Below are 26,519 nucleotides of genomic sequence, written 5' to 3' on the forward strand. Positions count from 1 at the left end.
TTGCTCGTCGTGATGACGGCTGAACGTGGTTTGTGTGGTGGTTTCAACTCCAATATCGTGAAACTGGCCCGCACGCGCATCGCCGAGCTGCAAGCAAACGGTAAGACGGTCAAGATTTTGACTGTTGGTAAAAAAGGCCGTGAGCAGCTCAAGCGCGATCACGGGGATAAAATGGTGGCTCACGTTGACTTTTCTGAAGTCAAAAACATTGGTTATGCAAATGCTCAAGAGGTCGCCAAAGACATTCTTGCGCGTTTCGACGCCGAAGAGTTCGATGTTGCAACGATCTTCTACGCGAAGTTCGTCAATGTCGTATCCCAGATCCCGACCGCACAGCAGATCATCCCTGCCGCATATGACACGGACGCAGGCGCAGATGTGGCTTCCACACTCTACGACTACGAACCGTCCGAGGAAGGCATCCTTGCCGACCTTTTGCCGCGCGGCGTGGCCACACAGATCTTCTCGGCTCTCTTGGAAAACGGTGCCTCCGAACAAGGGTCGCGCATGTCCGCAATGGACAACGCGACACGTAACGCGGGCGATATGATCGACAAACTGACCATTCAGTACAACCGTTCGCGTCAGGCTGTCATCACCAACGAGCTTATCGAAATCATCTCGGGCGCGGAAGCGCTCTAAGAATCGGAGTAACGAAACATGGCAAAAGCTACTGGCAAAATCACGCAGGTGATTGGCGCCGTTGTCGACGTTCAGTTCGACGGCGACCTCCCCGCCATTCTCAACGCCCTTGAAACAGACAACAATGGCAACCGTCTTGTTCTTGAGGTCGCTCAACACCTCGGCGAGAACACTGTTCGCACCATCGCTATGGACGCGACCGAAGGTCTCGTTCGTGGTCAGGCTGTGACAGATTTGGACTCGCAGATCTCTGTGCCTGTTGGCACAGCGACACTCGGCCGTATCATGAACGTGACTGGCGACCCTGTTGATGAAAAAGGTCCCGTTGTGTCTGAGGCGCGCCGCCCGATTCACGGCGATGCACCTGCGTTCGACCAACAGTCGACAGCAACAGAGATCCTCGTCACCGGCATTAAGGTTATCGACCTTCTGGCCCCATACACCAAAGGCGGCAAAATTGGCCTCTTCGGCGGTGCTGGCGTTGGCAAAACCGTTCTTATCATGGAACTCATCAACAACATCGCAAAGGTGCACTCCGGTGTATCCGTGTTCGCAGGTGTTGGTGAGCGGACCCGTGAAGGTAACGACCTTTACCACGAGATGATTGAATCTGGCGTTATTGTTCCTGATAACCTCACGGATTCGAAAATTGCTCTGGTTTACGGCCAGATGAACGAGCCTCCCGGTGCACGTATGCGTATTGCTTTGACGGGTCTGACCCTCGCCGAGCAGTTCCGCGATGACACGGGCTCTGACGTTTTGTTCTTCGTGGACAACATCTTCCGCTTTACACAGGCTGGTTCCGAGGTGTCCGCCCTCTTGGGTCGTATTCCATCCGCTGTGGGCTATCAGCCAACACTCGCGACCGACATGGGTGCGATGCAGGAACGTATTTCCTCGACCAAGAACGGGTCTATTACCTCCGTTCAGGCCGTGTACGTGCCCGCAGATGACTTGACCGACCCAGCGCCGGCCACATCGTTTGCTCACCTTGATGCGACGACCGTTCTCGATCGTTCGATCTCGGAAAAAGGCATCTATCCTGCTGTGGACCCACTTGGCTCCACCTCGCGTTTGCTTGATCCATTGATCATCGGCGAAGAGCACTACAAAGTTGCGACCGACGTTCAGCAGGTGCTTCAGCGCTACAAATCGCTGCAAGACATCATTGCCATTCTTGGCATGGACGAGCTGTCCGAGGAAGACAAACTGGCCGTGGCACGCGCGCGTAAAATCGAGCGTTTCTTGTCCCAGCCGTTTGACGTGGCCAAAGTGTTCACTGGCGCAGACGGCAAGCAGGTTCCACTCGAAGACACGATCCAGTCGTTCAAAGCTGTTGTGGCAGGTGAGTACGATCACCTTCCAGAAGCTGCGTTCTATATGGTTGGTGGCATTGACGAAGTGCTCGCAAAAGCCGAAAAACTGGCTGCTGAAGCTGCCTAAACGCAACCTCACGTGTTTCGGGGCCATCGTTTTTGGCGGTCCCGAAATGCGCGCCGCAGCAGTACGAAGTGCACGTTTTGCTTACGTATTGTGACCGAAATGTAGGGCAAAACGTTTTGAAGGAGGCCATCCATGGCTGATACGATCCAATTCGACCTCGTTTCACCGGAACGGAAGCTTGCTTCTGTCTCCGCGACCGAGGTGCAAATTCCAGGTTCTGAGGGTGATTTGACTGCGATGGCGGGCCACGCCGCCACCATCCTGACAATCCGCCCGGGTGTTCTCACCGTAAAAGGCGCAAATGGCGAGGAGCAGTTCGTCGTTATCGGTGGTTTCGCCGAAGTGGCCGCGGACAGCGTGTCTGTTCTGGCCGAAATGGCGCTGCCACGGGGCGAAATGTCTCAAGAGGTGGTCTCGGAGTTGGTTGCGCAGGCAACAAAAACGCATGACGAGGCCCACCCCGACGAGCATCACGCGACCGAGAAATTTCTCGCGGATCTTGTGCACCTTGCCGATGACATGGGGTTCCACTCCAACCTCGGTTAAGTATGGTTCCATTAAAATTCTTGGAAAAGCCTACGATGTAAATGTCGTGGGCTTTTTCTTTTTGTATTTGTTATTAGCGCCTTAGTGGTTGTATGATTGATTCAACTTCCAGTTGAGGCATGGTAGAATGAAACGTATTGAGACGCACCAACTGGGAATTGAGCAGGGATCAGTCCTGCTATTCTCTGATTTTCAAGATGATGGTGAGATGTGGACGGGGATGGGTCCACGCCACATGCGTCGTGTCATTGAGTTCGATGAGCCGTTTTTGCACGCGCCAACCGTCACGGTTAGCCTGTCGATGCTCGATATTGATCAAGCCTCAAATCACCGCGTCGATATTTCCGCCGATATGGTCACTGAAGACAGTTTTGTCATCATTTTCCGGACATGGGGCGATACGCGTGTGGCGCGGGTTCGTGCCGATTGGATGGCCATCGGGGCCGTCCGTCATGAGGATGATTGGACGCTCTAGCGCCTTCGCCGAGCGCAAAAGGAAAAAGCGCGGGGGGCTATCCCTCGCGCTTTTTTAATGTGGCATGTCGTATTTGAACTCACTCGGCGCTGTAGAGACCTTCGTAGAGCGGCACGAGGGTCTTGTTGTCGAACAATGACGACACTGATGTGCCGTTCCACGTATTTATGATCGCCTGTGCAAACAGCGGCGCCATGGGCACAATGCGGATATTGGCGCAGTCTTTGACCGCTTGTGTCGCCTCAATACTGTCGGTGATCACGAGCGATTTGAGTTTGGAATTCGTGACGCGCTCAACGGCGGGACCGGACAGAACGCCGTGGGAAATATAGGCGTGCACTTCGGCCGCGCCCGCCTCCATTAGGTGTTCGGCGGCTTTGCATAGCGTACCAGCGGTGTCGATAAGGTCGTCCACGATGATACATTTTTTGCCAACCACGTCACCGATCACGGTCATCTCGGCGATTTCTCCGGCTTTCTCGCGGCGCTTGTCCACGATGGAGAGCGGCGCATCGATCCGTTTGGCCAATTCGCGGGCACGTGCTACGCCGCCGACATCGGGAGAGACGACCATGATGTCATCCATTACCCCTTTGAAATGGTCTTTGATGTCGAGCGCGAATACAGGAGAGGCGTAGAGGTTGTCGACAGGAATGTCGAAAAACCCTTGGATCTGGGTGGCGTGCAGGTCCATCGTCAACACGCGCTCAATGCCCGCCTCAACCATCATGTTGGCCACGAGTTTGGCGGAGATCGGCGTGCGCGCTTTCATGCGGCGGTCTTGGCGAGCATAGCCGAAATAGGGGATGACAGCGGTGATGCGACCGGCGCTCGAGCGGCGTAGCGTGTCCGTAATGATCAGCAATTCCATGAGGTTGTCGTTGGCAGGGTTGGACGTGGGTTGAATGATAAACATGTCCTCGCCGCGCACGTTCTCATAGACCTCGACGAAAATCTCGCCATCGTTAAACCGTTCCACCCGCGCATCGCACAGCTCGACGGACATGCCGCGATGCATGGACAGTCGGCGGGCGACATTGGTGGCGAGGACGCGGTTCGCGTTACCGGAAATGAGTTTTGGTTCGGAGGTTGTGGGCATGAGCAGCGGTTCCCGAGGTGTGTTTGGCCAATGACGCCACGGATTCGCGACGCTTACTTCACCTAACATTCTCACCGCATAGCGTCTATCTACCTTCGCTTGTGCATAAGAGCGCAGGCGCTTTTATTGCGGGTGGTGGTTATCGCGCCTTTCTTGTTTTTATGGCTTGCCGTACCTTGACCGCAACGCACTCATAAGGAGCTAAAACATGGCCCACATCGACTACTATTTTTCGCCGCTCAGTGTGTTCACCTACTTCGCGGGTGACCGCTTGGAACAGATCGCCGCCAAACATGGCGCGACCATTCGCTACAAGCCGTTTGACATCATGGTGTTGTTTGATCGCCTTGGCGCACCAAAGCCCGCCGATCGTCCCGTGGGGCGTAGTGTGTATCGCATGCAAGAGTTACGCCGCATTCGTGACGAGCTTGGCCTAACTATGCATGAGAAACCTGATTTCTGGCCGACGAACGCCGCCCCCGCGGCCTATGCGATCATCGCAGCCCAAGAGGCAAAAGACGCCACTGGCGAGGGCGATATCTGTGCCCTAATCCGCTCTTTGTTTAAGGCAACTTGGGAAGAGAACCGCGACATCGCGCAAGATGACGTGATCACCCAGGCGCTAAAAGCGGGCGGATTTGATCCTGCGTTAGCAACTACCGGATTGCTCGCGGGCGCAGAAACATATCCTAAAAACACCGACGATGCCTTTGCCTCGGGTGTGTTTGGATCGCCCTTCTACATCGTCACAGACACAGACGAGCGGTTCTGGGGCCAAGACCGCCTTGCGCAGCTCGACCGCTACCTAGGTACGCTCTAACGGTCACTCCAATGCCTCAAGAAGCGCATCCACATCATCCGATGACGTAGACCAACTTGTGACCAGACGCGCCATGACCGGCGTGTCTGGTGCAACCCCGTCGATTGCGTCCCACGGATGATAGACCGCACCCTTGCTCCATGCTTGGCGATGCATGGAAAGCGGTAGGCGCGCAAATACCATATTGCCGTCCACGGTATAATCCATCTCTGCTCCGCGTTCCTCAAGCCCGTCAGCCAAGCGGGTGGCCATTGCGTTGGCATGTGCCGCAAGATCGAGCCAGAGATCATCCTCAAGCCATGCGAGCATCTGAGCCGAGATAAATCGCGCCTTTGATACGTTGTGACCGCCCCTCATCCGGTGGCTTTCAAACGCGTCTTTGAGATCGGGATCGAACAAAATGGCCAGTTCGGCCGTCAGTGCTCCGTTCTTGGTACCGCCAAGCGACAGCGTTGTCATTTCCCGTGTCATTTCCCACGGCGTGGCACCTGTGGACGCGACCGCGTTTGCAAACCGTGCGCCATCCATGTGCAGCGGGAGGCGCGCACAATCGACAAGTGTCTCGATGTGGGCGGGTGTGTAGGCCTCGCCGTATTCCGTCAAATTTGTGAGTGAAACGGCGGCCGGCGGCATGGCGTGGATGTCGTGGCCTGCGCGATCTTTGGCAATCGCCTGCGACAACGTTTGGGCATTTAGGCGACTATCAAGGGACGGGAGTGCGCGCAGTTTTGCCCCGCCCGCGTAAAAGGTCGCCGCGCCGCGTTCATCAACTTCGATATGTGCGGTTTCATGGCAATAGATCACGCCCCACGGTGGTGACATGGCGGCCAATAGTGCGGCGTTGGTCGCGGTCCCGGATGTCATGGGATAGACAAGCGCATCTGGGGCGTTGAACAGCTCGCGCACGCGTTCGGTCAAGATGTCGGTGAACGGATCCGCCCCATAGGCGGGCGTGTAGCCGTCATTCGCAAGCATAAGGGCTTCCATGACTTTTGGATGTGCTGCGGATGTATTGTCGGAGGCAAAGAACATTTAGGTCTCCCCTGTGGGTTCCTCGATAATGTGGTCTTCCCACTCGTCTTCGTCCACCTCAAATTCGGGGACGGTTATGCCGCGTACCGAGACGCCGGCCTGATGCACGGTCTGTGGATCGCCTGTGAGGAGGGGATGCCAATGCGGCAACGGCTTGCCCTGATACAACAGGCGGTAGGCGCAGGTTTGCGGCATCCAATAGGCGTGTTTGTCGATGGTGCTCGGTTTGAGCACAATACATTCGGGAACAATGCTTTTGCGAATGTCATATTGCCCACACAGGCATGATTGATCATCGAGCAACCGACAGGCAACACGGGTCAAAAACACCTCACCCGTATCGGCATCCTCAATCTTGTTGAGACAGCATTTGCCACAGCCATCACAGAGCGCTTCCCATTCCTCGGCGTTCATTTTGGCCAATGGAACATCTTGCCAGAAATTCGGACGCTTGCTCATGCGCGTGCGCTCAGGATTTTACGCGCCTCATCGCAATCGGCATTCATCTGGGTGATAAGTGCGTCTAGATCGGAGTACTTTTCCTCGGGGCGCAAAAACTCGACAAAAGCGACTGATAGCGTCTCGTCATAAAGGTCGCCGTCAAAGTCGAACAAAAAGCTTTCAAGACACGGCGTATTTGCACCGAATGTTGGCTTGACACCAAGGGACGCGGCCCCCTGATAGCTGCCTGTGTGCGGTCCGGTCAGCACATCTACAAGAACGGCATAGACGCCGAATTTAGGCGCATGCAGCCCGTCAATCGACATATTGGCAGTAGGAAAGCCAAGGTCGCGGCCGCGTTTGTCGCCGTGGGCCACCATGCCCTCGATACGGTGCCAGTGGCCGAGCATATCGGCCGCATCGTGAGGGCGGCCTTCGGCCAGTGCCACGCGGATCGCAGAGGATGAGGAGACACCCGTTTCGGTTTCCAACAGCTCCGCGATGGTCACGCCAAATCCCATTTGTGCCCCGAACTCTTTGAGATCGGCTGCCGTACCGATGCGCCCTTTGCCAAAACAAAAATCAGCACCGACGACGACATGGGAGAGGCCAAGCCCCTCAACAATCACTTGGCGCGCAAACTCTTCGGGGGTCATTGCGACCATTTCGGTATCGAAAGGCAATTGAAACAGGTGGTCGACCCCAAGTTTCGCCAAGCGGCTCGCCTTGGCCTTGGCATTCATCAACCGAAAGGGCGGCGCACCCGGGGCAAAGAATTCGCGTGGGTGCGGCTCGAACGTGACAATGCCGAGAGGACCGTGATCACGGGCGAGATCAATCACATGTCGGTGGCCGCGATGCACGCCGTCAAAGTTGCCAATGGCGGCAGATGCGCCGCGCGCGTCATCGGGAATATCGGTCCAATGGGTATGGGTTTTCATGGCGGTCCCCTCGCGGGGGAGCGCCCCGCGTGTCAGTCGAATTTAGCACTTGGCGCAAGCACGGTGGCCTCGCCTTTCAGCACAACGGTATCGCCCACAGTGCAGCGACATTCAAGGGAAACGCGGCGTTTTGCGTGGATGATATCTGTCACGGTGACTTCGGCCAAAACAGTATCGCCGGGCCGTACGGGGGCCATGAATTTCAACGTCTGGCCCAAATAGATTGTGCCATGACCGGGCAGCTGTTCGCCAATCACCGCAGAAATTAGCCCCGCCGTGAGCATTCCGTGGGCGATGCGCCCCTCAAAAATAGTGTCGCGGGCGTAATCATCGTCGAGATGGACGGGGTTGTGGTCGGTGGAGATCTCGGCAAATAGTTCGATGTCACGATCTGTTACAACCTTGCGCAAGGAGCGCGTCATACCAATTTCGATGTCTTCAATACAGATTGTTCCGCGGGGCATATTGTCCAACATAATGTTCGAATCCTCGTCCATGTTGCGGTGCAGCATATACGGAAATCGAACGCGAAACAATATGTCGCGCAAGAATATTTGTTAAAAAGTTATCTGTGCGCAAAATTGTTGCTGCGCCACGTTGCTACCGCAAGAATGAAATCGCCGCCGTTGGGGATAGGTTTTGATCGGCCAACCAATGCTTGAGGCGCTCAGGATCAGGGGATTGCGGATCGTCCCCGAATTCGTGCGCAGCCAAGCCACCGGTGATAAACAGCGTATCAAGGCCCTCGCCGAGCCCGCCCATAATATCGGTGCCGATCCCATCACCAATGCATAGGATTTTGTCGTCGCTGATTTGTGCGACTTGCGCGAGGCGACGGCGGGCCAGATCGTAAATCGGGGGATGCGGCTTGCCAAAGTAAAGACTCTGACCACCCATTTCGGTATAAAGAGCGGCAACGGCACCGGCGCAATATTCGCGCGTTTCCCCACGATCCACAACGATATCGGGGTTCGCGCACAACAGCTTTAGCCCCTTTTGCTTGGCGTAAAGGAAATCGGCGCGGTACACATCGGGGTCCGCCATTGCGTCCTCGGGGCCCGTCACGACGATACCCTCGGCGCGCTCCAAAGGCACAGTGTTAATGGTCATGGCTTCTTCGGCAACGAGGTCCATCGGAGCCAGAAAGACCTCCTGTTCTCGCGGTGCACCGATAAAATAGACGTCTGATCCAACGGCGCCCAGATACATTGCGGCGCGTGCGCTATCGCCGGACGTGGCAATGGCATCATAGGCATCGGTTGGCACGCCGAAACCGATCAATTGCTCTGAGACGGCTTTCCACGGGCGCGGTGAGTTGGTGACCAAAATCACAATCCCACCCGAGTTGCGGTAGGATTGTAGCGCTTTGACGGCCTCGGGGTAGGCCGTGACGCCGTTGTGTACACAGCCCCACAGATCGACAAACAACGCGTCATAACGCGGCGATATGTCGGTCAGGTTCTGGATTAACTGTGTCATAATGCGCTCCGTGTTGTGCTTGTCTCTTAGGTAAAGGGCCGGGGCGTGAAAGAAAAGCGGTTAGACGAACGCCTTTGGGTAGGTCAACGTCCTGATCTTTGTTTTCGCAGGACCGGCGATCAGTGTTTGATCAATGGCGTGCGAGGGGGTGAAATCGTCGGCGATCGGAGTGAAGCCGCAGCGGGTGTAGAACGCAGGGGCGCCCACAACCACCACCGTTTGCCCCGACAATTCAGCCCACTGCGCGATCATGCCGACAAACCGCCGCCCGAATCCGCGCCCTTGGTGGTCGGGGTGAATGGCCATTGGCGATAGCGCGATCCATCCTTTGGGCGAGATCATATGCGACAGTGCTGCATAACCGACAATCTCACCGTCCATCGGCAACACCATTTCGCCTGCGATGGCCCGCGATTTGCGCAGGTTGGCCACAAGACCGATCTCGGTTTTGCCGCCAAACGCCGCCGCAATCAGGGCGTCCACGGCGGGCTCTTCGCCACGTTTGAGCGCGCGCATGAAGTCGGGGGATTTGAATAGCATGGGGTCTCCAACGCAAAAGGGGCACCTTTCGGCACCCCTTTGAACTCTATCTAAACCACGAAGTCCATTAGGCTTTCAGGTTTGGCATGATCTGTTTTTTGCGCGACATGACGCCAGCAAGAACCACCGTGTCGCCAGTCACGGTACAGCCGAACGAGGCTTCCGCGATCTGTTTGACGGTATCGTTGGGGACCAACAATGTGGCTTCCTCTTTGAGGATGTCGACCACGAACAACAACACTTCGTTTGCGCCGTCTTCGGCTGCAACGGCGGGCATAGCGGCCATCAAGCTGTCTTTGCGGTCAAGGATCAGTTTAGGCGCGGTGGTTTCCAAAACGGAGACGCGAAGCGCGGTCGTGCCGACCGTATATTCTTTGCTGTCCATGCGGATCAACTCGGCATCGGAGAAGGCCGCAACGTCTGATTTGGCTTCGAACATTTCGGACGCATAGGCGGCGATGTCGAGGTTCAACTCACCGGCCAGTTTTTCGGCCAATGCGCGGTCCACATCGGTCGTGGTCGGCGAACGGAACTCAAGCGTGTCGGACAGGATGCAGGACAAAACCATGCCTTTGACCCAGTCGGGCATCTTGTCGGCATCATCGCCCATCAGGTCGACCATGATAGTCGCGGTGCAGGCGAGCGGACGGATGGTGATGTCGATCGGACCCGCCGTTTCAAGGCCGCCGACCAGTTTGTGGTGGTCGATGATCGCAGTGATGTCGAGATCGTTGATGTTGGCGGGCAATTCGGCGGGGTTGTTGGTGTCGACGACGACAACCTTTTGACCCGCGTCAAATTCGGTGACGATGCGTGGTTTCGGGCAGGACCATTTTTCTAACACAAACGCCGCTTCGGTGTTAGGCTCGCCTAAGAATACGGCCTCGGCCTTTTCGCCTTTGATCTCGTTGAGGTACCACGCCCAAATGATGGGGGAACCTGTGGAGTCTGTGTCGGGGGATTTGTGGCCGAAAACGAGCGTTGTCATGTAAGAAGTCCCATAATAGGTGGCAATTTTGCCCGCCTTATAGGCAGTGCAGCATAGCTTGTCACGCCCCACTATGCCGCACGAGTGAACCGCGCTAAAAAGGCCGCATGAGTAAGAATTCCACAAAGCCCAAAGAGAGTGACCTGTACCCACCTGTGAAAGCCTTCCTTGAGGGGCTTGGCTATGAGGTAAAGGCGGAAATCAAAGACGCGGATGTCATGGGGCGGCGCGGCGACGAGCCGCCTGTGATCGTCGAGTTAAAGCTCGGGTTTTCGCTGATCTTGCTGCACCAAGGCGTGGCGCGCCAACGGATCACGGATCAGGTCTACCTCGCCGTGCCACGGTGGTCGGGCCGCGCGGGGTGGAAGGCGTTCAAGGCCAACGTGGGTCTGGCAAAACGTTTGGGCCTTGGGGTCATCTCTGTCGATCTGGGCGTGGGGCCCACGGTGGAGGCCGTGCAAGTCCACGCCGATCCCACCGAGTTTAAGGCCCGCAAGGTAAAGGCCCGCAAAGACAGCCTGCTCAAAGAGTTCAACGCCCGGGAGGGCGATCCCAATCTGGGCGGCGTACGCGGCGCACGGGTGACGGCTTACCGTCAAGCGGCGGAGAAATGCCGGGACTATTTACGCGAGAACGGCCCGTCCAAAGGTGCGGATGTGGCAAAGGCCACAGGCATCGAGAAAGCCACAACCATTATGCGGATGGACCACTACGGGTGGTTTGTTCGCGATTCCAGCTCAGGCAACCGTGGTGTCTATGGTCTAACAGAATTGGGCGGAGCGGCGTAGGAAAATTATTTGTATCGCTCGTGGTTGACACACCCATCTGGCCTGCCTACCTATGCGATGTTGTCACTCGCACACGCTGAGTGCTAACGCCTCATTTATCCGTCCTCGATAGACGGAACTGAAACAGTAACTTTGAGCAAGGATCCTCGAAGATGGCATTTAAACCGCTTCACGACCGCGTTGTTGTTCGCCGCACCGAAGGCGACGAAAAAACCTCTGGTGGCCTCATCATTCCAGATAGCGCCAAAGAAAAGCCCTCCGAAGGCGAGATTGTCTCCGTTGGTGAGGGCGCACGCAAAGACAGCGGCGAGCTGATCGCACCTGCCGTAAAAGCAGGCGACCGCGTCTTGTTTGGCAAATGGTCCGGCACAGAAATCACCGTTGAGGGCGAAGAGCTTCTCATCATGAAAGAGTCCGACATTCTCGGCATCATCGCTTAAGCGATCTCTTTCCTACAGAAATTTACCTGAATTCAGGAGTGAACAATGGCTAAAGAAGTCAAGTTTGACGTCGACGCACGCAACCGCATGCTCAAAGGCGTTAACATCCTCGCAGACGCAGTAAAAGTGACGCTCGGCCCTAAAGGCCGCAACGTTGTGCTCGAAAAATCTTTCGGCGCACCACGCATCACCAAGGACGGCGTATCCGTGGCCAAAGAAATTGATCTCGAAGACAAATTCGAGAACATGGGCGCACAGATGGTCAAAGAAGTTGCATCGCGCACCAACGACGAAGCGGGTGACGGTACAACAACTGCAACCGTTCTCGCCCAAGCCATCATCAAAGAAGGCCTCAAGCAGGTTGCCGCTGGCCTCAACCCGATGGACCTCAAGCGCGGTATTGATCTTGCGACAACACGTGTTGTTCAAGCGATCAAAGACGCAGCACGGCCCGTCAACGACTCAGCTGAAGTAGCTCAGGTCGGTACCATCTCCGCCAACGGCGAAGCCGAGATCGGTCGTCAGATCGCAGACGCGATGCAGAAAGTCGGCAACGACGGCGTCATCACCGTCGAAGAGAACAAAGGTATGGAAACCGAGACCACCGTGGTCGAAGGCATGCAGTTCGACCGTGGCTTCCTGTCGCCATACTTCGTGACCAATCCAGACAAAATGGTTGCAGATCTCGAAGATTGCATCATCTTGCTGCACGAGAAAAAACTTTCTTCCTTGCAGCCAATGGTTCCGCTCCTCGAGCAGGTTATCCAATCGCAAAAGCCGCTTCTCATCATCGCGGAAGATGTTGAAGGCGAAGCACTCGCAACGCTCGTGGTCAACAAACTGCGCGGCGGCCTGAAAATCGCAGCTGTCAAAGCTCCTGGTTTCGGCGATCGTCGCAAAGCCATGTTGCAAGACATCGCGATCCTCACCGGCGGTCAGGTGATTTCCGAAGATCTCGGCATGAAGCTTGAGTCCGTCACGATGGACATGCTCGGTTCTGCCAAGAAAATCAGCATCTCCAAAGACGAAACCACCATCGTCGAAGGCAACGGCGAAAAAGCAGAGATCGAAGCACGCGTTGCCCAGATCCGTCAGCAGATCGAAGAAACCACATCCGACTACGACCGTGAAAAGCTCCAAGAGCGCGTTGCAAAACTCGCTGGTGGTGTGGCCGTGATCCGTGTTGGTGGCATGACCGAAATCGAAGTGAAAGAGCGCAAAGACCGTGTGGACGATGCTCTCAACGCAACCCGCGCTGCCGTCCAAGAGGGTATCGTTGTTGGTGGTGGTGTCGCTCTCGTGCAGGCGGGCAAAGTGCTCGAAGGTATGACTGGCGCGAACACAGACCAAAACGCAGGTATCGCCATCGTTCGCCGCGCACTCGAAGCACCGCTTCGTCAGATTGCTGAAAATGCTGGCGTCGACGGCGCGGTTGTTGCCGGTAAAGTTCGCGAATCCGCTGATTTGACCTTTGGCTTTAACGCACAAACCGAAGAATATGGCGACATGTTCGCATTCGGCGTCATCGACCCTGCCAAAGTAACACGCACCGCTCTCGAAGATGCATCTTCCATTGCTGGTCTTTTGATCACAACGGAAGCCATGGTCGCCGAGAAACCGTCGAAAGACGGCGGCGCAGGCGGCATGCCAGACATGGGCGGCATGGGCGGAATGGGCGGCATGATGTAAGACAGATTTTCCATTCGGAAAACCTGTTTCACCATCGCTCTTCTAAATTCTAAAGGGTCGCCTACGGGCGGCCCTTTTCCGTTTAGTAACCATGTTTCGCGACGTCTAGGTTGTTCCCGCGCGATGTAATGTTTTGTTAGCCCTCGTATTCTACACAGTTTGCAATAACGATGTTGTTTCGAGGAATGCATGCGAACTCTTTCAAAACTCATTATAGCCGTCCTATTTTCGGCCCTCGCTTCAACGGCATATGCGGAGGCCTCATTGAGCCTGCGGATCGATTTGGCAGGCCGTCAGCTCATGTTGACCCAACGCATGGCCCGTGCGGCATGTTTCATCGCCAATGAGGTAGATGTTGAAAACAACAAACAAATTTTGCTCGCATCGCGTAGCCAATTTGGAAACTCTTTGCGCCAACTGAAAATGGGCGGTGGCCCAGACGGGTTTTTACAAGAGACCAATGAGGAGGCTTTGGACGATATCGCTTCCATCGAAAGGATCTGGTTTAAGATGCAGCGGGAGGTCACTCAGTTTACAAAGCTGGGCGCTGTCGGCTTCGATTCCCTCCTCAATTTTTCTGATATTTCCACCGAACTTCTGACTGCGTCCAACTACCTTGTGATCACGTTGCAAGGCAAAGCGGAGGACGAGGGGTCTGTGACGGACCCCGTTGTCGCGCATTGGATCAATGTGGCGGGGCGACAAAGGATGTTGGTTCAAAAAATTGGTAAAGAGGCATGCCTGCTGCAAATGGAACGAAAGGCCGTTGGAACGGATCGGCAACTTGACACCTCGACATTCAACGAAACGATGACGATCTTCCACCAAAGTGCGTTCGGGCTCGCCTTCGGGTCGCAAAAACAAAACCTGCCGCCTGCACCTACAGCCGACATTTATGAGGATAACGCCTATAATTGGCAGCGTTGGACCCTCATGTATGCGCTCATGTCCGCGCTAGAATACGATACGTTGACCGAGCAGGAAATGCGCGAACTATCGTGGGATGTTGAGGCGTTCATGTCTGATCTTGCTGCGACAGCTACGCTATACACGCGTCTCTAACGATCATCGGCCCGTTTACTTAAGGATAACCTCAAGAGGATCATAAAAGGGTGTGTCGACGGGTGTAAAGGCTACCTGTGCCAAGCTTGACGGTTTGACGGTCATCGCGTCTATGTCGTCGCGCGTGAACCACCCGCGTTGTGACACCACATGCGCAACATCGCGCCACGTATCATCGAGTTTCCCAGATACCAGCGTACAGCGAAAGAACAAATCAACTTGGTGAAATCCGCTATCTGGATCGTGAAATTCGTTGATCAGGGCAAGCGATCCGACAGTGATAGACAACCCTGTTTCCTCATGAACTTCGCGGATCAGGTTGTCAGGAATAGATTGCCCGCGCTCTACACCGCCACCCGGTGCACACCAAAGTCCCAAGTGATGATTCGGGTATGCGTTCACCAACAAAAGACGATCGTCACGAACCAATAATGCACGCGCTGCGAGGCGAGGGGAGTTTGCCATTGGACCCCTGTCAGGCTGCGCCAGTAATCGTGTTGATATGGCCCATTTTACGCCCCGCTTTTACATCGGCTTTTCCGTAGAGGTGGATGCCAACAGACCCGTCTTTTGCAAATTCTGCGATGCGGTCCACGTCATCGCCGATCAAATTGAGCATTTCGACATTCGAGTGGCGTGTCCCATCTCCAAGAGGCCAGCCGACAACGGCGCGAATGTGTTGTTCGAACTGGTCGATTGTGCAGCCGTTCTGGGTCCAGTGGCCTGAATTATGCACGCGCGGCGCAATCTCATTGACGATCAACCCCTCTTTGGTGACGAACAACTCCACGCCCATGACGCCAACATAATCGAGTGCGTTGAGGATTTTAGCAGCGATAAGAACTGCATCGGTGCGCTGCGCAGGGGTCAGGCGGGCCGGAACCGTTGTGGTGTGTAAAATCCCGTTCAGGTGTACGTTCTCGCCTGGATCATAGCACGAAATGTCACCCGCCTGTCCGCGCGCGGCAATCACGGAAATCTCATGACTAAAGTCCACAAATCCCTCAAGAACGGCATCCGCCCCCGCCATATCCGCAAGGGCTTGTGTGGCATCGTTTGGGGACATGAGGCGGGATTGCCCCTTGCCATCATAGCCAAAGCGGCGGGTTTTCAAGATGGCAGGTGTGCCGACCTGAGCAATCGCCGCAGCGAGGCTTTCGGCGTCTTCGACCGCACCATAAGGGGCGACCATCAGGCCCAATTCAGACAAAAATGCCTTTTCCGACATCCGGTCTTGCGACACTGCGAGGGTGCGACGATTGGGGCGAATAGGGACAATGGATTCAATGAGATCAAGTGCCGATGTGGGCACGTTCTCGAATTCATAAGTGACAACATCAACAGCAGCCGCAAAGGCCTTGAGGGCTGCCTCATCGTCATATGACGCCTTGAAATGGTAGTTCGCCACATGGCTGGCCGGACAATCACCATTGGGTTCAAAAATGCAGGTTTTAAATCCAAGGCGGGAGGCCGCTACGGACAGCATACGGCCAAGCTGACCGCCGCCCAAAATGCCAATGGTCGCCCCTGTGGGAAGTACATTTGTCATCGGAATTACTCGTCTACGGGGGCGTCGGGGATGGAGGCAGCAAGGGCCGCGCGCCATGCGTCGAGGCGCTCGCCGAGCGCGTCATCGGATGTGGCGAGAATGCCCGCGGCCATGAGACCCGCATTGGCGGCCCCCGCCTCACCGATCGCCATTGTTGCCACGGGAAACCCCTTGGGCATCTGGACGATGGAATATAGGCTGTCTACGCCAGACAGCGCGCGGGTTTGGATCGGGACGCCCACAACGGGAACGCGCGTTTTCGAGGCCATCATTCCGGGTAAATGTGCCGCGCCACCTGCGCCAGCAATGATCACCTTCAGTCCGCGCCCCGTGGCCTCTTTGCCGTAGGTCCAAAGACGGTCTGGTGTGCGATGGGCGGAGACAATTTTTGTCTCATACGCCACACCCAATTCATCGAGAATATCCGCTGCTTTTTTCATAGTTGGCCAATCAGATTGGCTGCCCATGATGATGCCGACTTTGACGCTCACTGTGTTATCCCCGCTAGGCCTGAAAGAGAGTGCACTATAACGGGTTGCAGGATGGTGGCAACGCCAACCGAAGTGGTAATCACTTATGCAATGATGTCGGGGTTGATGCGATCGTAGAGTGCCGCAATCTGGTCTTTGAGCGCCAGTTTGTGTTTCTTGAGGCGTTGCAGCCGAAGAGCATCCAGATGGCCCTGTGTTTGCATGGCATGGATCGCCTCATCGAGATCGCGGTGTTCGCGTTTGAGCACCTCCATCTCTACACGTAGGACTTCGATGTGTTCCATTCGGGAGGACATGTTCATGTTTGGCTTTCTTGGCGCATTATTCTTTGAGGTTCGATAATAGTCCCGAATCCCTAAATCTCAAAGCTTTACAACCGATCAGGACATATCTCTCTTGAAGCACGTGTAAAGCTACCCATATTGTCGGGGAGACGGTCGCCGAATGCGGGGCCAAATGCTGCACTGTCGCTTCTAGAGAAAGGGCGTGTTTATGACCAAAGTGACCTTTGCCACTCATCCGTTTTTACTGGGGTTTGATCAGCTCGAGCGGCTTGTTGAACGCACAGCCAAAGCGGACACAGGGGGCTACCCTCCCTATAATATTGAACAAACAACCGATAATGCGTTTCGTATTACCCTCGCGGTGGCGGGCTTTGCCGAGGAAGATTTGGCCATTACAGTCGAGGACCGTCAGTTGATGGTACGTGGTCGCCAAAGCGACGAGGCTGATGCGCGCGTGTTCCTTCATCGCGGCATTGCTGCGCGACAATTTCAACGCTCGTTTGTTCTGGCTGACGGTGTCGATGTCGCCGGTGCGCACATGGAGAACGGCTTGTTGCATGTCGATTTGACGCGGTGCGAACCAGAAAGCGTTGTTCAAACCATTGAGATCAAAAAGGGGTAAACCATGAAAACATCCTATCCCAACATCTTTGGAGATGGCGGAAAAATCGTTTATGTGCGCGAAGTTGCCGTAAGCGAGTTGCCCGATGACGTTCGCGAACACGTGTACGGGCTTGAACACTTGTTCTCGGTCCATGACGCGGATGGTCAACGCCTTGCGCTTGTGGCCAATAAACCTCTGGCCTTCGCGTTGGCGCGTGAGCACGATTATGCGCCTGTAAGCGTTCACTAGCCGGATCATCCGCGAAAACAACAAAACACGCCTCCGGTGCGATTTATCATCAGGTTGTTCTCAAGGACGGGCTAGTGGACCGAATGCTGCCAAATTGCGGCCAGGCTTCATATAGACTTAAATGAATATGTGTGTAGTGTGCCCCAACGTTGGGGCACGCAGTTTTGCCCATTGATCGTGGGAGGATCTCCATTGAAACACACAGTTTTTGGTCTTTTGACCGCCCTAAGCGTGACATGCGCGCCCGCCGCCTTTGCACAAGAGGCGGCTGTTGAGGCGATGCAGGAATATTTGATGTTCCAAGACTATGAAAGCGGCATCATATTGCCGCAACAGATTACCCAAGACGTCTGGCCGTCTGTTCAGTTCATCGATACGCGCGATGCGGAGCAATTTGACACCGCCACGATACCAACCGCGATTAACATCGAATGGCGCGAAGTGCTTGACCGGATCGATGAAATCCCGACCGATAAAAAAGTGATTTTGTTTTGCAACACGGGATCGTTGTCCGCTCAGGGCACGTTTGCGCTGCGCGTGGCGGGGATGGACAACGTTGTGGTGATGCAAACAGGGTTTACAGGATGGCTTGAAACAGCGGGTTACAAGCCGCAGTGACCCTCCGCTACAAACTATACGAATGAAAAAGCCCCGCTTACTTGAGCGGGGCTTTTGATATGTAGGATTGGTCGCGCGTTAGTGCGCGGAAATCAGGCCGAGGCTTTCAAGTTTCAAAATCACTTGATGCGCGCAGTTGTCGACATCGTGGCCGATGGTCTCAACGCGCAGCTCGGGGTTTACGGGAATATCATAGGGGTCTGAAATCCCTGTGAATTCCTTGATCTTACCTTCGCGCGCGAGTTTGTAGAGACCTTTGCGGTCGCGCTTTTCGCATTCTTCGATATCCGTCGCGACGTGGACTTCGACAAAGGCCCCGAACTGTTCGACGTCTTCGCGCACCGCGCGGCGTGTCGTGGCATAGGGCGCAATGGGCGCACAAATAGCGATGCCTGCGTTCTTTGTGATCTCGGAGGCGACATAGCCAATACGGCGAATGTTGAGGTCACGATGCTCTTTGGAAAAGCCAAGCTCGGACGATAGGTTTTTACGCACGATATCACCATCAAGCAGCGTGACAGGGCGCCCGCCCATTTCCATCAGCTTGACCATCAATGCGTTGGCGATGGTTGATTTGCCGGAGCCGGAAAAGCCGGTGAAGAACACCGTAAAGCCTTGTTTGGAGCGTGGCGGCTTGGTCTTGCGCAGCTCCTTGACGACTTCTGGGAACGAGAACCATTCCGGAATTTCCAGACCTTCAGTCAAACGGCGGCGCAATTCAGTGCCGGAGATGTTCAAGATTGTCACGTTTTCACGGTCTTCGATCTCGTCATTTGGCTCATACTGGGCGCGTTCTTGCACATAAACCATGTGTTTGAAATCGACCATCTCGATGCCCATTTCCTCTTGGTGCTCGCGGAACAAGTCCTGTGCATCATAGGGGCCATAAAAATCTTCGCCGGCGGAATTGGCACCAGGGCCTGCGTGGTCGCGACCAACGATAAAGTGGGTGCAGCCGTAGTTGGCGCGGATCAACCCGTGCCAAACCGCTTCACGTGGACCCGCCATACGCATAGCGAGCGGCAACAAAGACATTGTGGTGGTGGCCGCAGGATATTTGTCGAGGACCGCCTCGTAGCACCGCACGCGGGTAAAGTGATCCACATCCCCCGGTTTGGTCATGCCCACAACAGGGTGGATCAACAAGTTGGCCTGCGCCTCTTTCGCGGCGCGGAATGTCAATTCTTGGTGAGCACGGTGCAGCGGGTTGCGGGTTTGGAATGCCACAACGCGACGCCAGCCGAGTTTGCGAAAATAGGCGCGCAATTCGTTCGGTGTGTCGCGTGAGCCGCGAAAATCATAGTGGACAGGTTGTTGCAGGCCTGTGATCGGACCGCCGAGGTAGACCTTGCCCGCCGTGTTGTGCAGATAGTTGACCGCAGGGTGGGCCTCGTCGTTCGCGCCAAACACCTTTTCGGCTTCTTTGGCTTTGTTCGGCACCCAATTGTCTGTGACCGTCATGGTTGCGAGAATGACGCCCTCTTGATCACGTAGTGCAATATCTTGCCCCTCTTTTAACCCTTCGGCAAAGGCCTCGGACACATCGAGCGTGATGGGCATCGGCCATAGTGTCCCATCTGTGGTGCGCATGTTGTCGACTACACCATCATAGTCAGCTTCGCTCAAAAAGCCCTTGAGTGGCGCAAACCCGCCGTTCATCAACAACTCTAGGTCGCAGATTTGACGAGGGGTAAGATCCCAACTGATCAGATCGGCAGCTTCGACTTTGAGCTTTTGCGCGCTTTCATAGGACACAAATAGTTCGGGGATGGGGGCAAGGTTTTGGTACATACAAATGGCCTTTCAGACGGCATCAAATTCGAATGGTTCAACCCGTAACTTGGGTTGGTTTGCGCTGCCTTAACGCAACGGCATCAAACAAAGCAATATATGCCAAAGGGAGATGTCGGAAATGAGGCGCAATTCCCACATTTTGGTGCTTTGTGCGGACGAACGCGCCCCCAAACGTAGGGAAAGGCGGGACAATGCCCGCCTCTCTCAATTGGTCGCTGTGCGCGTTATGCGCTTAGTCTTGTTCAGACAGCCAACGTTCCGCATCCAAAGCGGCCATGCAGCCCATGCCTGCCGATGTCACGGCTTGGCGGTATTTGTGGTCGGTCAGATCGCCTGCCGCAAACACCCCAGGGATCGATGTTTCGGTCGAGCCAGGTTTGACCGTGACATAGCCGCCATTGTGCAGCTCCAACTTGCCTTTCACCAATTCGGTGGCGGGGGCGTGACCGATGGCCACAAAAACACCTTTGGCAGGAATGTCGGTAATCTCACCGGTTTTCACGTGACGCGCGCGCACACCGTTGACGCCTTTTGGCATGGTGTCGCCGTAGACTTCGACCAACTCGTGATCCCACAACGGTACGATTTTTGGGTTCTTCATCAGACGGTCAATGAGAATGGCTTCGGCCCGCAGTTCATCGCGGCGGTGAATGAGTGTCACTTTGGAGGCAAAGTTGGTCAAAAATAGTGCTTCTTCGACCGCAGTGTTGCCGCCGCCGATGACAACAATATCCATGTTGCGGTAGAAAAATCCGTCACATGTGGCACAGGCGGAGACGCCGAACCCTTTGAACTCGTCCTCGGACGGCAGGCCAAGCCATTTGGCGCGTGCGCCTGTTGCAAGGATAACCGCGTCAGCCGTGTAGGTCGTTCCAGAATCGCCCTTGGCCACAAACGGGCGCACATCGGTGTCCAGATCGGTGATGATGTCGCCAATGATCTCACAGCCCATCGCCTTGGCGTGGTCTTGCATTTTGATCATCAATTCTGGCCCTTGGATCTCGCTTTCCCCGGGCCAGTTTTCTACCTCGGTGGTGGTGGTCAGCTGACCGCCTGGCTCGATCCCTTGGACGAGGACAGGCGATAGCATTGCGCGCGACGCGTAAACGCCAGCAGTGTAGCCCGCAGGTCCGGAACCGATGATGAGGACTTTGGTGTGTTTCGTCTCAGCCATTTTGAGCCTCTTGAAATTGGGGTTTTTATCTCGTGTTGTCCCCGATATAGACACGCAGACGCGCGGGCGCAAACCCTGCGCGATGACTTGCCGCAACTCACAGCTTATGCTGGGGCGTGTGGCGAAATGGTCTTGAATTAAATGCGCCTAAATGCGAAAGATAATTGCGTAATAACGTGTTCACGCACATTTTTCGTAAATAATGCTATAGTGACACATATGATGAACCTCGACTTCGGAGACGGATATGCCCGCCCATAAGCTTGATGATATTGATCGCAAAATCCTTGCGGAACTGCAAGCGGACGGGCGCATGACCAACGTCGAGTTGGCAAAGCGCGTTGGGATATCCGCGCCACCGTGCTTGCGCCGTGTGCGCACGCTCGAAGAGGGCGGATATATCAAAGGCTACCATGCCGTTGTGGATGCGCGTGCATTGTCGTTCGAGGTGCAGGTGTTCGCTATGGTCGGGCTGCAAAGCCAAGCCGAGGTGGATTTGGCCCGCTTTGAAGACAAGTGCCGCGAATGGCCGCTTGTCCGCGAATGTCATATGCTCAATGGCGAGGTGGATTTTATCCTCAAATGTATCGCGCCCGATCTGTCGACCTTCCAGAGCTTTCTGACAGGTGAGTTGTTGTCGACGCCAAATGTGGAAAGCGTCAAAACCTCACTCGTGATCCGTGGTGCCAAATCAGAGCCAGGTGTTCCGTTCGATGTCCTCGAGGCGCGTTTGGCACAAAAAGCCTGAATAGAACGTCTCATTGGTGGCCCCAAATACAAAAAACCGCGCTGGGAGGCGCGGTTTTGTCGTTTTAGGGGCATGCGGCGTTATAGCAATCCGATCTCGATCAAATCCGTGGGGGTCAGGCGTGGATGAGACATGGCACCGAAATCGCTCAGATGATCAAGATGTGGGAACAAAGACATGAAATGCTCTCTCATCTCGCCTTGGAATTGGCTGCTGGCGGCAATTCCGGGGTGATACGTTTCACATTCGATACCATTGACGCGGATCAACCGGTGTTGTGGCAGGCAAATGTGATAGCACCGCACCGCAGAAATCGGCGTGATCTCAATCATCGAAAGCCCGTCGGCCATTGCGGAAATGGGCGCGAGGGCATGCGCGGTGCCCAGATAAGATTTCAGTGCTTCGGCACGCAGCAAATACCGCGCACCCGCGCCCAACATCAAATCATGGCTCGGATGGCCGTACCCAAGCGCATCGCCCGTAATCCGGTATAGTTTTTCGGGGGATGCGCCATCGGCACGCCGTCCTTTGTGATCAAGCTCGACAGAGCCAATCCACATGATGGGCAGCGTATCACCGTCTGCGGTCACGATCATATCGCCGGGGAGTAGATCCTCGACCGCGGTTAGCCCATGCGGTGTTTGAATTAATGCGCCTCGACCGAACGCACTAAACGCCGCCTCAAAGGCGGGGAGAGCGGGGGCTGCCACAGTGTCGTCCATCACATCGCCGTTTTGGGCCAGCCACATCACATCAAACCTGCGCAACGCCTGTGTAGGTCGTACCACTGCGGTTTTTCTGCGCACCGTCCATGCGGGCGAAACGGGGCGATTTGCGTCAAAAGACATTTGACGGGATGGGGAAGTGTGACGCGTCTGCTCGGCGGCAGACTGTCGGGCAAGCGGTTGCGGCATAAGTCGCTCCTACGATCACGTACGGCCCCCACCGAGTTGTGATAGGATCAACGGTCGCAGACAAATGCCCTTATTGTCAAAATATAATGTTAATTACACACAAGGGCGGCACCAATCCCACGGTGCCGCCCCTGCATTGTTTCCGATCTGTGTGTGAATGGGAGGTCTTCAACAGGTCGGACGGGAGAATTTCAAATTGCGAATCGTTGGATCACGCGTTGGCGGCACGTGGCGTGCCTTGTGATTCTGCCGCGCGCTTAATGGCGCGCAGGTCGCGGTGCCACGGCAAGGTGACGCCCTTTTTCTGCGCTTCTTCGATGATGGATTGCATCCAGCGGGGGTGTTCGTTGCTCTTGGTCATATCTGCCTCTTCTTTCGGACCGCTTGGGGTCGCTCATTGTTGTGTTGAGGTCAGTATGTGCAGCGCTTTGGGCCGAAATTTGGCAATACGTGCGAATTTTTGAAAAATGTTAAAAAATCAAACACTGGTGAAAATGCACCAATAAAATAAGGCTTATATGCTGTTTCGTGAACAATCATGGGCAAATGAGCGGGACTGTTTCTGGCGCAAATGTGGCGAAACGGCGCTAGATCTCACAACCGAATGGTCGAAAGCAAGCGCCCGTAGTCGGCCTCTTTGCGGTGGACGCAGCGGCGATACGAATAGAATCGCTTAGGGTCGTGATAGGTGCAATGGCGCGTCCATTCATGCGCCCCCACACCGGCCTCGCGCAGTTTGTGCAATCCAAATGCCGGAAGGTCGAACAGGTAGCGATCGCCTTCGCCATTGGCAAAGAACCGTGCGTTCTCGTCGCCAGCCGTGATGAAGGTATCGAAAAACTCGGGCCCGACTTCGTAGGCGCGCTGTGAGATGCATGGGCCGATAACGGCCGTGATGCGCTCGCGCTTGGCACCCAAATCGACCATGGCCGCGACCGTACAGTCCAGTATACCGTCCAAGGCGCCGCGCCATCCCGCATGTGCCGCACCGATCACGCCGTTCTCACGGTCGGCGAACAAAACAGGCTGGCAATCGGCGGTGAGGATCACAAGGGCGAGGCCTTTGGTCGCGGTGACAAGAGCGTCTGCGTTCGGGGCGCCACCCGTTTGCGGGCCGCTCACGCTGACAACATCTGCCGAATGGACCTGAAAGACGGAGCATAGGGCGTCGGGCGTGACATCCATCGCCGCCGCCACGCGCGCGCGGTTGATTGCCACGATGTCGTTTTGATCGGATGAGCCAAAGCCACAATTCAACCCCTCGAACACACCAGAGGATGCGCCACCTTTGCGGGTGAAAAAACCGTGTTGAACACCCTCAAGAAGGTCTGATCGAATGATCTCAAGGCTCATTGTGCAAATCCTGGGGGTAAGAGGGAGGGCGTGGGTGCAATCGCGATGGCTTTGAACAGGGTTCCCATTTCTGAGGGCGAGGTCAACCGTTCAAATGCTTTGATATGTGCGGTGAGGGCGTCATCCGCGAGGTTGTGCGCCAAGGAGTGCGCTCGGTGTGCGATGCCAAGCCGCCCAAGCAACTCCCCTTGGGGCACCATCCTTGACACCGCCGCGTCCACGGTTTGCGCTGCGCGTGCAAGGGCCTCGAAATCCACATGTGCGGTGAGATCGGCCAGCCCGGGCTGTGCAAGGGGATCAACGCTTTTGTGTGCTTTTAATGCCTGAAAGGTATCGCCCAATGAGCGCCAGTCGCCGTAATCGATGAAAATCGCCGCACCGCCGTGCGTCGTGATGCGTGCGGCAATTTCAGTCACAATAGGATGGGCAGCGGGGCATATCTCGACCACATCGCCCGTTTTGGTATCCGCCAATCTGTGATCGAGCGCCTCAATAGGGGCGGGTGATGACAGGCCAAGCGTCAGTGCCTCACCCGCGAGTGCAACCTGTGTCTCACGCCATCCTTGTGCGTCGCGGGTAAACTGCCGGATCGGCAAGGCGTCAAAAAACTCGTTGGCCACTAGCCAAAGGGGGTGCGCGGGCAGGGATGCCGCCTCATCGATCCAAGTCACATCAAACCCCGTCAGCGTGTCGCGCTGCACGGCCCTAAGGGGCGGGGATGCCTCAATAAGATGCACCTGCATCGCGGCATGCATATTTGGAACGGCTTTGGTGGCGCGCAGCACATCCGCCATCAACGTTCCGCGCCCTGGCCCGATTTCGGCCAACGTAAACGGTGTCGGGCATCCTTGATCCATCCACGATTGGGCCAGACATAACCCCAATAGCTCACCAAACATTTGACTGATTTCGGGGGCCGTGATGAAATCCCCGCTAGTGCCAAAGGGATCGCGGGTGGTGTAATAACCGTGGTGTGGGTGAAGCAAACACTCAGCCATAAACTCCATCAATGACATCGGTCCCGCTTTGGCGATGCGCCGTGCGAGGATGTCCGCCAGCGGCGTCATGTGCGGCGCGCTCTCACCATAAGCACAAGACCAAACCCGATCATCGGCAGCGACAAAAGTTGCCCCATCGACATGTAAAGCACCACAGTGCCCATCGGGTTTTCGGGCGTAATGAATTGCGCATCCGCTTGCCGAAAGAACTCGACGACAAAGCGCGATAGGCCGTAGCCCGCAAAGAATAGACCCGCAATCAAGCCGCGCCTCTTGAGCGCCTCGAACCGCCACACAAGCAGCAAGATCAATGATCCAAGAATTAAGCCCTCAAGGCCCGCTTCGTAGAGCTGTGAGGGATGGCGGGCGCACAATGTGCCGACATTTTCGCATGCCTGTGCCTCATCGCCCGGGAAAATAACGGCCCACGGGGCGGTGGATGGACGCCCCCATAGTTCGGCATTCACAAAGTTGGCGATACGCCCGAGCATCAAGCCCACAGGTGTGGCCATAGCCAGCGTATCAGCCAAGCTTAATCGATCAATGTTGTGACGCCCTGCGTAGATGAACGCGGCCACGACCACTCCCAAAAATCCGCCGTGAAACGACATGCCGCCCTGCCAGATCATCGGGATTTCAATCATATTGGCGAGATAATAACCCGGCTTGTAAAAAAGCACATAGCCCAGCCGTCCGCCAACAATGACGCCCAGAATGAGCCATGTGAGCAAGTCATCAACAGTCTCGCGGCTCATCGGCGCGGTGTCGCGTGGCCACAACCGTGCGGCGGCCAGTGCGCGGGTGACAAGCCACCATCCCACAATGATCCCCGCGATATACGCGAGAGCATACCAATGGAGGGCGAAATGAAACGCCCCGATGCTAATCTCGAACAAGACGGGCGAGACATTGGGAAAATTGAGAACTGCGGGCATAAATGTGGTCATGTGCGCATCTGTAAATTTGCACGGGGGGAAGTCAACCTTGTGATTTGCGGTGTGACGCCCCATATAGTGACAAACACATTCAGGAGTGGGCTCATGCAGACGCGCAACAAAATTCTCGACGACATCTCGCAATTGATGACCAACGCCATGGGCGTGGCTCAAGGGGCGAAAGACGAGGCTGATACCGCCTTGAAAGGCCTTGTAGATCGCTGGTTGGCGGACCGCGATTTTGTCACGCGCGACGAATTCGATGCGACACGCGCGATGGCGCAAAAAGCGCGTGAAGAGAACGAAGAGTTGAAAAAACGTCTCGATGCTCTGGAACGTAAAAAAACCGTGACAAAGACGACTAAGAAATAGGCGCGCGCACC

Annotated in this window: 33 protein-coding genes; 14 read left to right on the plus strand and 19 right to left on the minus strand. The window is 55.5% G+C overall.

Going from position 1 to position 26,519, the window contains the following annotated elements:
• The 4 genes from atpG to ACTG34_RS01445 form a co-directional block, all read left to right on the plus strand.
• Positions 1 to 642: ATP synthase F1 subunit gamma (gene atpG, locus ACTG34_RS01430; protein WP_439103270.1), on the plus strand; the 642-nt coding region annotated here is incomplete at its 5' end.
• A gap of 18 nt (positions 643 to 660) precedes the next feature.
• The gene (atpD, locus tag ACTG34_RS01435; protein ID WP_062216481.1) at positions 661 to 2,085 is read left to right on the plus strand and encodes a F0F1 ATP synthase subunit beta; all 1,425 of its coding nucleotides are present in this window, start codon (positions 661 to 663) and stop codon (positions 2,083 to 2,085) included.
• A gap of 132 nt (positions 2,086 to 2,217) precedes the next feature.
• Complete coding sequence (locus ACTG34_RS01440; RefSeq protein ID WP_439103271.1) at positions 2,218 to 2,631, plus strand: F0F1 ATP synthase subunit epsilon; 414 nt, start codon at positions 2,218 to 2,220, stop codon at positions 2,629 to 2,631.
• 127 nt (positions 2,632 to 2,758) lie between these two features.
• A complete protein-coding gene (locus ACTG34_RS01445; protein ID WP_439103272.1) occupies positions 2,759 to 3,106 on the plus strand; it encodes an H-type lectin domain-containing protein in 348 nt (115 codons plus the stop codon).
• A gap of 79 nt (positions 3,107 to 3,185) precedes the next feature.
• On the opposite strand, the gene ACTG34_RS01450 is transcribed toward ACTG34_RS01445, so the two are convergent.
• Positions 3,186 to 4,205 (minus strand): ribose-phosphate pyrophosphokinase, encoded by a 1,020-nt coding sequence (locus ACTG34_RS01450; protein WP_439103273.1) that lies wholly within the window; start codon positions 4,203 to 4,205, stop codon positions 3,186 to 3,188.
• A gap of 208 nt (positions 4,206 to 4,413) precedes the next feature.
• Between ACTG34_RS01450 and ACTG34_RS01455 the strand changes: the two genes are divergently transcribed.
• Complete coding sequence (locus tag ACTG34_RS01455) at positions 4,414 to 5,025, plus strand: 2-hydroxychromene-2-carboxylate isomerase (protein ID WP_439103274.1); 612 nt, start codon at positions 4,414 to 4,416, stop codon at positions 5,023 to 5,025.
• A 3-nt stretch (positions 5,026 to 5,028) separates the two neighbouring features.
• Here ACTG34_RS01455 and ACTG34_RS01460 read toward each other — a convergent pair whose 3' ends face one another.
• The 7 genes from ACTG34_RS01460 to ACTG34_RS01490 all read right to left on the minus strand — a co-directional run bounded on the left by ACTG34_RS01460 (position 5,029) and on the right by ACTG34_RS01490 (position 10,446).
• A complete protein-coding gene (locus tag ACTG34_RS01460) occupies positions 5,029 to 6,057 on the minus strand; it encodes a threonine aldolase family protein (protein WP_439103275.1) in 1,029 nt (342 codons plus the stop codon).
• Positions 6,058 to 6,516: a YcgN family cysteine cluster protein gene (locus ACTG34_RS01465; RefSeq protein WP_062216470.1), complete on the minus strand. Its 459-nt coding sequence runs from the start codon at positions 6,514 to 6,516 to the stop codon at positions 6,058 to 6,060.
• Entirely contained in the window at positions 6,513 to 7,439 is a 927-nt protein-coding gene (locus tag ACTG34_RS01470; RefSeq protein ID WP_439103276.1) for a bifunctional riboflavin kinase/FAD synthetase, read from the minus strand. Before ACTG34_RS01470 ends, ACTG34_RS01465 begins: the two co-directional genes overlap by 4 nt.
• Before the next feature lie 32 nt (positions 7,440 to 7,471).
• Positions 7,472 to 7,915 (minus strand): MaoC family dehydratase, encoded by a 444-nt coding sequence (locus tag ACTG34_RS01475; RefSeq protein WP_439103300.1) that lies wholly within the window; start codon positions 7,913 to 7,915, stop codon positions 7,472 to 7,474.
• 124 nt (positions 7,916 to 8,039) lie between these two features.
• Positions 8,040 to 8,918 carry a TIGR01459 family HAD-type hydrolase gene (locus ACTG34_RS01480; protein ID WP_439103277.1) on the minus strand — a complete coding sequence of 293 codons (879 nt, stop codon included), beginning with the start codon at positions 8,916 to 8,918 and terminating at the stop codon, positions 8,040 to 8,042.
• 60 nt (positions 8,919 to 8,978) lie between these two features.
• Positions 8,979 to 9,458 (minus strand): GNAT family N-acetyltransferase, encoded by a 480-nt coding sequence (locus tag ACTG34_RS01485; RefSeq protein WP_439103278.1) that lies wholly within the window; start codon positions 9,456 to 9,458, stop codon positions 8,979 to 8,981.
• A gap of 67 nt (positions 9,459 to 9,525) precedes the next feature.
• Positions 9,526 to 10,446 carry a manganese-dependent inorganic pyrophosphatase gene (locus ACTG34_RS01490; RefSeq protein WP_439103279.1) on the minus strand — a complete coding sequence of 307 codons (921 nt, stop codon included), beginning with the start codon at positions 10,444 to 10,446 and terminating at the stop codon, positions 9,526 to 9,528.
• Between the two features lie 107 nt (positions 10,447 to 10,553).
• Between ACTG34_RS01490 and ACTG34_RS01495 the strand changes: the two genes are divergently transcribed.
• From ACTG34_RS01495 to ACTG34_RS01510, 4 genes are all read left to right on the plus strand, one after another.
• Positions 10,554 to 11,234, plus strand: coding sequence for a DUF2161 domain-containing phosphodiesterase (locus ACTG34_RS01495; protein WP_439103280.1), 681 nt, complete (start codon positions 10,554 to 10,556; stop codon positions 11,232 to 11,234).
• A gap of 152 nt (positions 11,235 to 11,386) precedes the next feature.
• Positions 11,387 to 11,674 (plus strand): co-chaperone GroES, encoded by a 288-nt coding sequence (locus ACTG34_RS01500; protein ID WP_062216458.1) that lies wholly within the window; start codon positions 11,387 to 11,389, stop codon positions 11,672 to 11,674.
• Between the two features lie 45 nt (positions 11,675 to 11,719).
• Complete coding sequence (gene groL, locus ACTG34_RS01505) at positions 11,720 to 13,363, plus strand: chaperonin GroEL (protein WP_439103281.1); 1,644 nt, start codon at positions 11,720 to 11,722, stop codon at positions 13,361 to 13,363.
• A gap of 189 nt (positions 13,364 to 13,552) precedes the next feature.
• Entirely contained in the window at positions 13,553 to 14,425 is an 873-nt protein-coding gene (locus ACTG34_RS01510; protein WP_439103282.1) for a type IV pili methyl-accepting chemotaxis transducer N-terminal domain-containing protein, read from the plus strand.
• A 15-nt stretch (positions 14,426 to 14,440) separates the two neighbouring features.
• On the opposite strand, the gene ACTG34_RS01515 is transcribed toward ACTG34_RS01510, so the two are convergent.
• The 4 genes from ACTG34_RS01515 to ACTG34_RS01530 all read right to left on the minus strand — a co-directional run bounded on the left by ACTG34_RS01515 (position 14,441) and on the right by ACTG34_RS01530 (position 16,767).
• The gene (locus ACTG34_RS01515; protein WP_439103283.1) at positions 14,441 to 14,890 is read right to left on the minus strand and encodes an NUDIX domain-containing protein; all 450 of its coding nucleotides are present in this window, start codon (positions 14,888 to 14,890) and stop codon (positions 14,441 to 14,443) included.
• A gap of 10 nt (positions 14,891 to 14,900) precedes the next feature.
• Positions 14,901 to 15,974, minus strand: a complete 1,074-nt coding sequence (locus ACTG34_RS01520; protein ID WP_439103284.1) for a 5-(carboxyamino)imidazole ribonucleotide synthase — start codon at positions 15,972 to 15,974, stop codon at positions 14,901 to 14,903.
• Between the two features lie 5 nt (positions 15,975 to 15,979).
• A complete protein-coding gene (gene purE / locus ACTG34_RS01525) occupies positions 15,980 to 16,465 on the minus strand; it encodes a 5-(carboxyamino)imidazole ribonucleotide mutase (protein WP_342841941.1) in 486 nt (161 codons plus the stop codon).
• 83 nt (positions 16,466 to 16,548) lie between these two features.
• On the minus strand, positions 16,549 to 16,767 hold the full coding sequence (locus ACTG34_RS01530) for a YdcH family protein (RefSeq protein WP_062216444.1): 219 nt from the start codon (positions 16,765 to 16,767) through the stop codon (positions 16,549 to 16,551).
• 190 nt (positions 16,768 to 16,957) lie between these two features.
• Here ACTG34_RS01530 and ACTG34_RS01535 point away from each other — a divergent pair, with 190 nt between their 5' ends.
• The 3 genes from ACTG34_RS01535 to ACTG34_RS01545 all read left to right on the plus strand — a co-directional run bounded on the left by ACTG34_RS01535 (position 16,958) and on the right by ACTG34_RS01545 (position 18,220).
• Positions 16,958 to 17,371 (plus strand): Hsp20 family protein, encoded by a 414-nt coding sequence (locus ACTG34_RS01535; RefSeq protein WP_062216442.1) that lies wholly within the window; start codon positions 16,958 to 16,960, stop codon positions 17,369 to 17,371.
• A 3-nt stretch (positions 17,372 to 17,374) separates the two neighbouring features.
• On the plus strand, positions 17,375 to 17,602 hold the full coding sequence (locus tag ACTG34_RS01540; RefSeq protein ID WP_439103285.1) for a DUF1150 family protein: 228 nt from the start codon (positions 17,375 to 17,377) through the stop codon (positions 17,600 to 17,602).
• Positions 17,603 to 17,794: 192 nt separating this feature from the next.
• A complete protein-coding gene (locus ACTG34_RS01545) occupies positions 17,795 to 18,220 on the plus strand; it encodes a rhodanese-like domain-containing protein (RefSeq protein WP_439103286.1) in 426 nt (141 codons plus the stop codon).
• A 78-nt stretch (positions 18,221 to 18,298) separates the two neighbouring features.
• Here the strand turns inward: ACTG34_RS01545 and ACTG34_RS01550 are convergent, their stop codons facing one another.
• Together ACTG34_RS01550 and trxB are read right to left on the minus strand one after the other, a co-directional pair.
• Complete coding sequence (locus tag ACTG34_RS01550; RefSeq protein WP_439103287.1) at positions 18,299 to 20,011, minus strand: bifunctional sulfate adenylyltransferase/adenylylsulfate kinase; 1,713 nt, start codon at positions 20,009 to 20,011, stop codon at positions 18,299 to 18,301.
• Positions 20,012 to 20,246: 235 nt separating this feature from the next.
• A complete protein-coding gene (gene trxB / locus ACTG34_RS01555; protein ID WP_439103288.1) occupies positions 20,247 to 21,188 on the minus strand; it encodes a thioredoxin-disulfide reductase in 942 nt (313 codons plus the stop codon).
• A gap of 247 nt (positions 21,189 to 21,435) precedes the next feature.
• On the opposite strand from trxB, the gene ACTG34_RS01560 reads away from it, so the two are divergent.
• Entirely contained in the window at positions 21,436 to 21,936 is a 501-nt protein-coding gene (locus ACTG34_RS01560) for an Lrp/AsnC family transcriptional regulator (protein ID WP_439103289.1), read from the plus strand.
• A gap of 80 nt (positions 21,937 to 22,016) precedes the next feature.
• On the opposite strand, the gene ACTG34_RS01565 is transcribed toward ACTG34_RS01560, so the two are convergent.
• The 5 genes from ACTG34_RS01565 to lgt all read right to left on the minus strand — a co-directional run bounded on the left by ACTG34_RS01565 (position 22,017) and on the right by lgt (position 26,136).
• Complete coding sequence (locus tag ACTG34_RS01565; protein ID WP_439103290.1) at positions 22,017 to 22,850, minus strand: Hint domain-containing protein; 834 nt, start codon at positions 22,848 to 22,850, stop codon at positions 22,017 to 22,019.
• Positions 22,851 to 23,061: 211 nt separating this feature from the next.
• Positions 23,062 to 23,211, minus strand: a complete 150-nt coding sequence (locus ACTG34_RS01570) for a hypothetical protein (RefSeq protein ID WP_439103291.1) — start codon at positions 23,209 to 23,211, stop codon at positions 23,062 to 23,064.
• Between the two features lie 233 nt (positions 23,212 to 23,444).
• Positions 23,445 to 24,203, minus strand: coding sequence for a peptidoglycan editing factor PgeF (gene pgeF, locus ACTG34_RS01575; RefSeq protein WP_439103292.1), 759 nt, complete (start codon positions 24,201 to 24,203; stop codon positions 23,445 to 23,447).
• Entirely contained in the window at positions 24,200 to 25,270 is a 1,071-nt protein-coding gene (locus ACTG34_RS01580) for a class I SAM-dependent methyltransferase (protein WP_439103293.1), read from the minus strand. The genes pgeF and ACTG34_RS01580 overlap by 4 nt, the downstream gene beginning before the upstream one ends.
• Positions 25,267 to 26,136, minus strand: coding sequence for a prolipoprotein diacylglyceryl transferase (lgt, locus tag ACTG34_RS01585; protein WP_439103301.1), 870 nt, complete (start codon positions 26,134 to 26,136; stop codon positions 25,267 to 25,269). The genes ACTG34_RS01580 and lgt overlap by 4 nt, the downstream gene beginning before the upstream one ends.
• 105 nt (positions 26,137 to 26,241) lie before the next feature.
• Between lgt and ACTG34_RS01590 the strand changes: the two genes are divergently transcribed.
• Complete coding sequence (locus ACTG34_RS01590) at positions 26,242 to 26,508, plus strand: accessory factor UbiK family protein (protein WP_062216428.1); 267 nt, start codon at positions 26,242 to 26,244, stop codon at positions 26,506 to 26,508.
• Positions 26,509 to 26,519: the final 11 nt, after the last annotated feature.

It is taken from the genome of Celeribacter marinus (genome assembly GCF_965656515.1).
GTDB lineage: Bacteria > Pseudomonadota > Alphaproteobacteria > Rhodobacterales > Rhodobacteraceae > Celeribacter > Celeribacter marinus_D.

Bases quoted from the DNA above. Each gene is read 5' to 3' on its own strand.
- atpD (WP_062216481.1), top strand. From the start codon at position 661: ATGGCAAAAGCTACTGGCAAAATCACGCAGGTGATTGGCGCCGTTGTC.
- ACTG34_RS01440 (WP_439103271.1), top strand. From the start codon at position 2,218: ATGGCTGATACGATCCAATTCGACCTCGTTTCACCGGAACGGAAGCTT.
- ACTG34_RS01445 (WP_439103272.1), top strand. From the start codon at position 2,759: ATGAAACGTATTGAGACGCACCAACTGGGAATTGAGCAGGGATCAGTC.
- ACTG34_RS01450 (WP_439103273.1), bottom strand. From the start codon at position 4,205: ATGCCCACAACCTCCGAACCAAAACTCATTTCCGGTAACGCGAACCGC.
- ACTG34_RS01455 (WP_439103274.1), top strand. From the start codon at position 4,414: ATGGCCCACATCGACTACTATTTTTCGCCGCTCAGTGTGTTCACCTAC.
- ACTG34_RS01460 (WP_439103275.1), bottom strand. From the start codon at position 6,057: ATGTTCTTTGCCTCCGACAATACATCCGCAGCACATCCAAAAGTCATG.
- ACTG34_RS01465 (WP_062216470.1), bottom strand. From the start codon at position 6,516: ATGAGCAAGCGTCCGAATTTCTGGCAAGATGTTCCATTGGCCAAAATG.
- ACTG34_RS01470 (WP_439103276.1), bottom strand. From the start codon at position 7,439: ATGAAAACCCATACCCATTGGACCGATATTCCCGATGACGCGCGCGGC.
- ACTG34_RS01475 (WP_439103300.1), bottom strand. From the start codon at position 7,915: ATGTTGGACAATATGCCCCGCGGAACAATCTGTATTGAAGACATCGAA.
- ACTG34_RS01480 (WP_439103277.1), bottom strand. From the start codon at position 8,918: ATGACACAGTTAATCCAGAACCTGACCGACATATCGCCGCGTTATGAC.
- ACTG34_RS01485 (WP_439103278.1), bottom strand. From the start codon at position 9,458: ATGCTATTCAAATCCCCCGACTTCATGCGCGCGCTCAAACGTGGCGAA.
- ACTG34_RS01490 (WP_439103279.1), bottom strand. From the start codon at position 10,446: ATGACAACGCTCGTTTTCGGCCACAAATCCCCCGACACAGACTCCACA.
- ACTG34_RS01495 (WP_439103280.1), top strand. From the start codon at position 10,554: ATGAGTAAGAATTCCACAAAGCCCAAAGAGAGTGACCTGTACCCACCT.
- ACTG34_RS01500 (WP_062216458.1), top strand. From the start codon at position 11,387: ATGGCATTTAAACCGCTTCACGACCGCGTTGTTGTTCGCCGCACCGAA.
- groL (WP_439103281.1), top strand. From the start codon at position 11,720: ATGGCTAAAGAAGTCAAGTTTGACGTCGACGCACGCAACCGCATGCTC.
- ACTG34_RS01510 (WP_439103282.1), top strand. From the start codon at position 13,553: ATGCGAACTCTTTCAAAACTCATTATAGCCGTCCTATTTTCGGCCCTC.
- ACTG34_RS01515 (WP_439103283.1), bottom strand. From the start codon at position 14,890: ATGGCAAACTCCCCTCGCCTCGCAGCGCGTGCATTATTGGTTCGTGAC.
- ACTG34_RS01520 (WP_439103284.1), bottom strand. From the start codon at position 15,974: ATGACAAATGTACTTCCCACAGGGGCGACCATTGGCATTTTGGGCGGC.
- ACTG34_RS01530 (WP_062216444.1), bottom strand. From the start codon at position 16,767: ATGAACATGTCCTCCCGAATGGAACACATCGAAGTCCTACGTGTAGAG.
- ACTG34_RS01535 (WP_062216442.1), top strand. From the start codon at position 16,958: ATGACCAAAGTGACCTTTGCCACTCATCCGTTTTTACTGGGGTTTGAT.
- ACTG34_RS01540 (WP_439103285.1), top strand. From the start codon at position 17,375: ATGAAAACATCCTATCCCAACATCTTTGGAGATGGCGGAAAAATCGTT.
- ACTG34_RS01550 (WP_439103287.1), bottom strand. From the start codon at position 20,011: ATGTACCAAAACCTTGCCCCCATCCCCGAACTATTTGTGTCCTATGAA.
- trxB (WP_439103288.1), bottom strand. From the start codon at position 21,188: ATGGCTGAGACGAAACACACCAAAGTCCTCATCATCGGTTCCGGACCT.
- ACTG34_RS01560 (WP_439103289.1), top strand. From the start codon at position 21,436: ATGCCCGCCCATAAGCTTGATGATATTGATCGCAAAATCCTTGCGGAA.
- ACTG34_RS01565 (WP_439103290.1), bottom strand. From the start codon at position 22,850: ATGCCGCAACCGCTTGCCCGACAGTCTGCCGCCGAGCAGACGCGTCAC.
- ACTG34_RS01570 (WP_439103291.1), bottom strand. From the start codon at position 23,211: ATGACCAAGAGCAACGAACACCCCCGCTGGATGCAATCCATCATCGAA.
- pgeF (WP_439103292.1), bottom strand. From the start codon at position 24,203: ATGAGCCTTGAGATCATTCGATCAGACCTTCTTGAGGGTGTTCAACAC.
- ACTG34_RS01580 (WP_439103293.1), bottom strand. From the start codon at position 25,270: ATGACGCCGCTGGCGGACATCCTCGCACGGCGCATCGCCAAAGCGGGA.
- lgt (WP_439103301.1), bottom strand. From the start codon at position 26,136: ATGCCCGCAGTTCTCAATTTTCCCAATGTCTCGCCCGTCTTGTTCGAG.
- ACTG34_RS01590 (WP_062216428.1), top strand. From the start codon at position 26,242: ATGCAGACGCGCAACAAAATTCTCGACGACATCTCGCAATTGATGACC.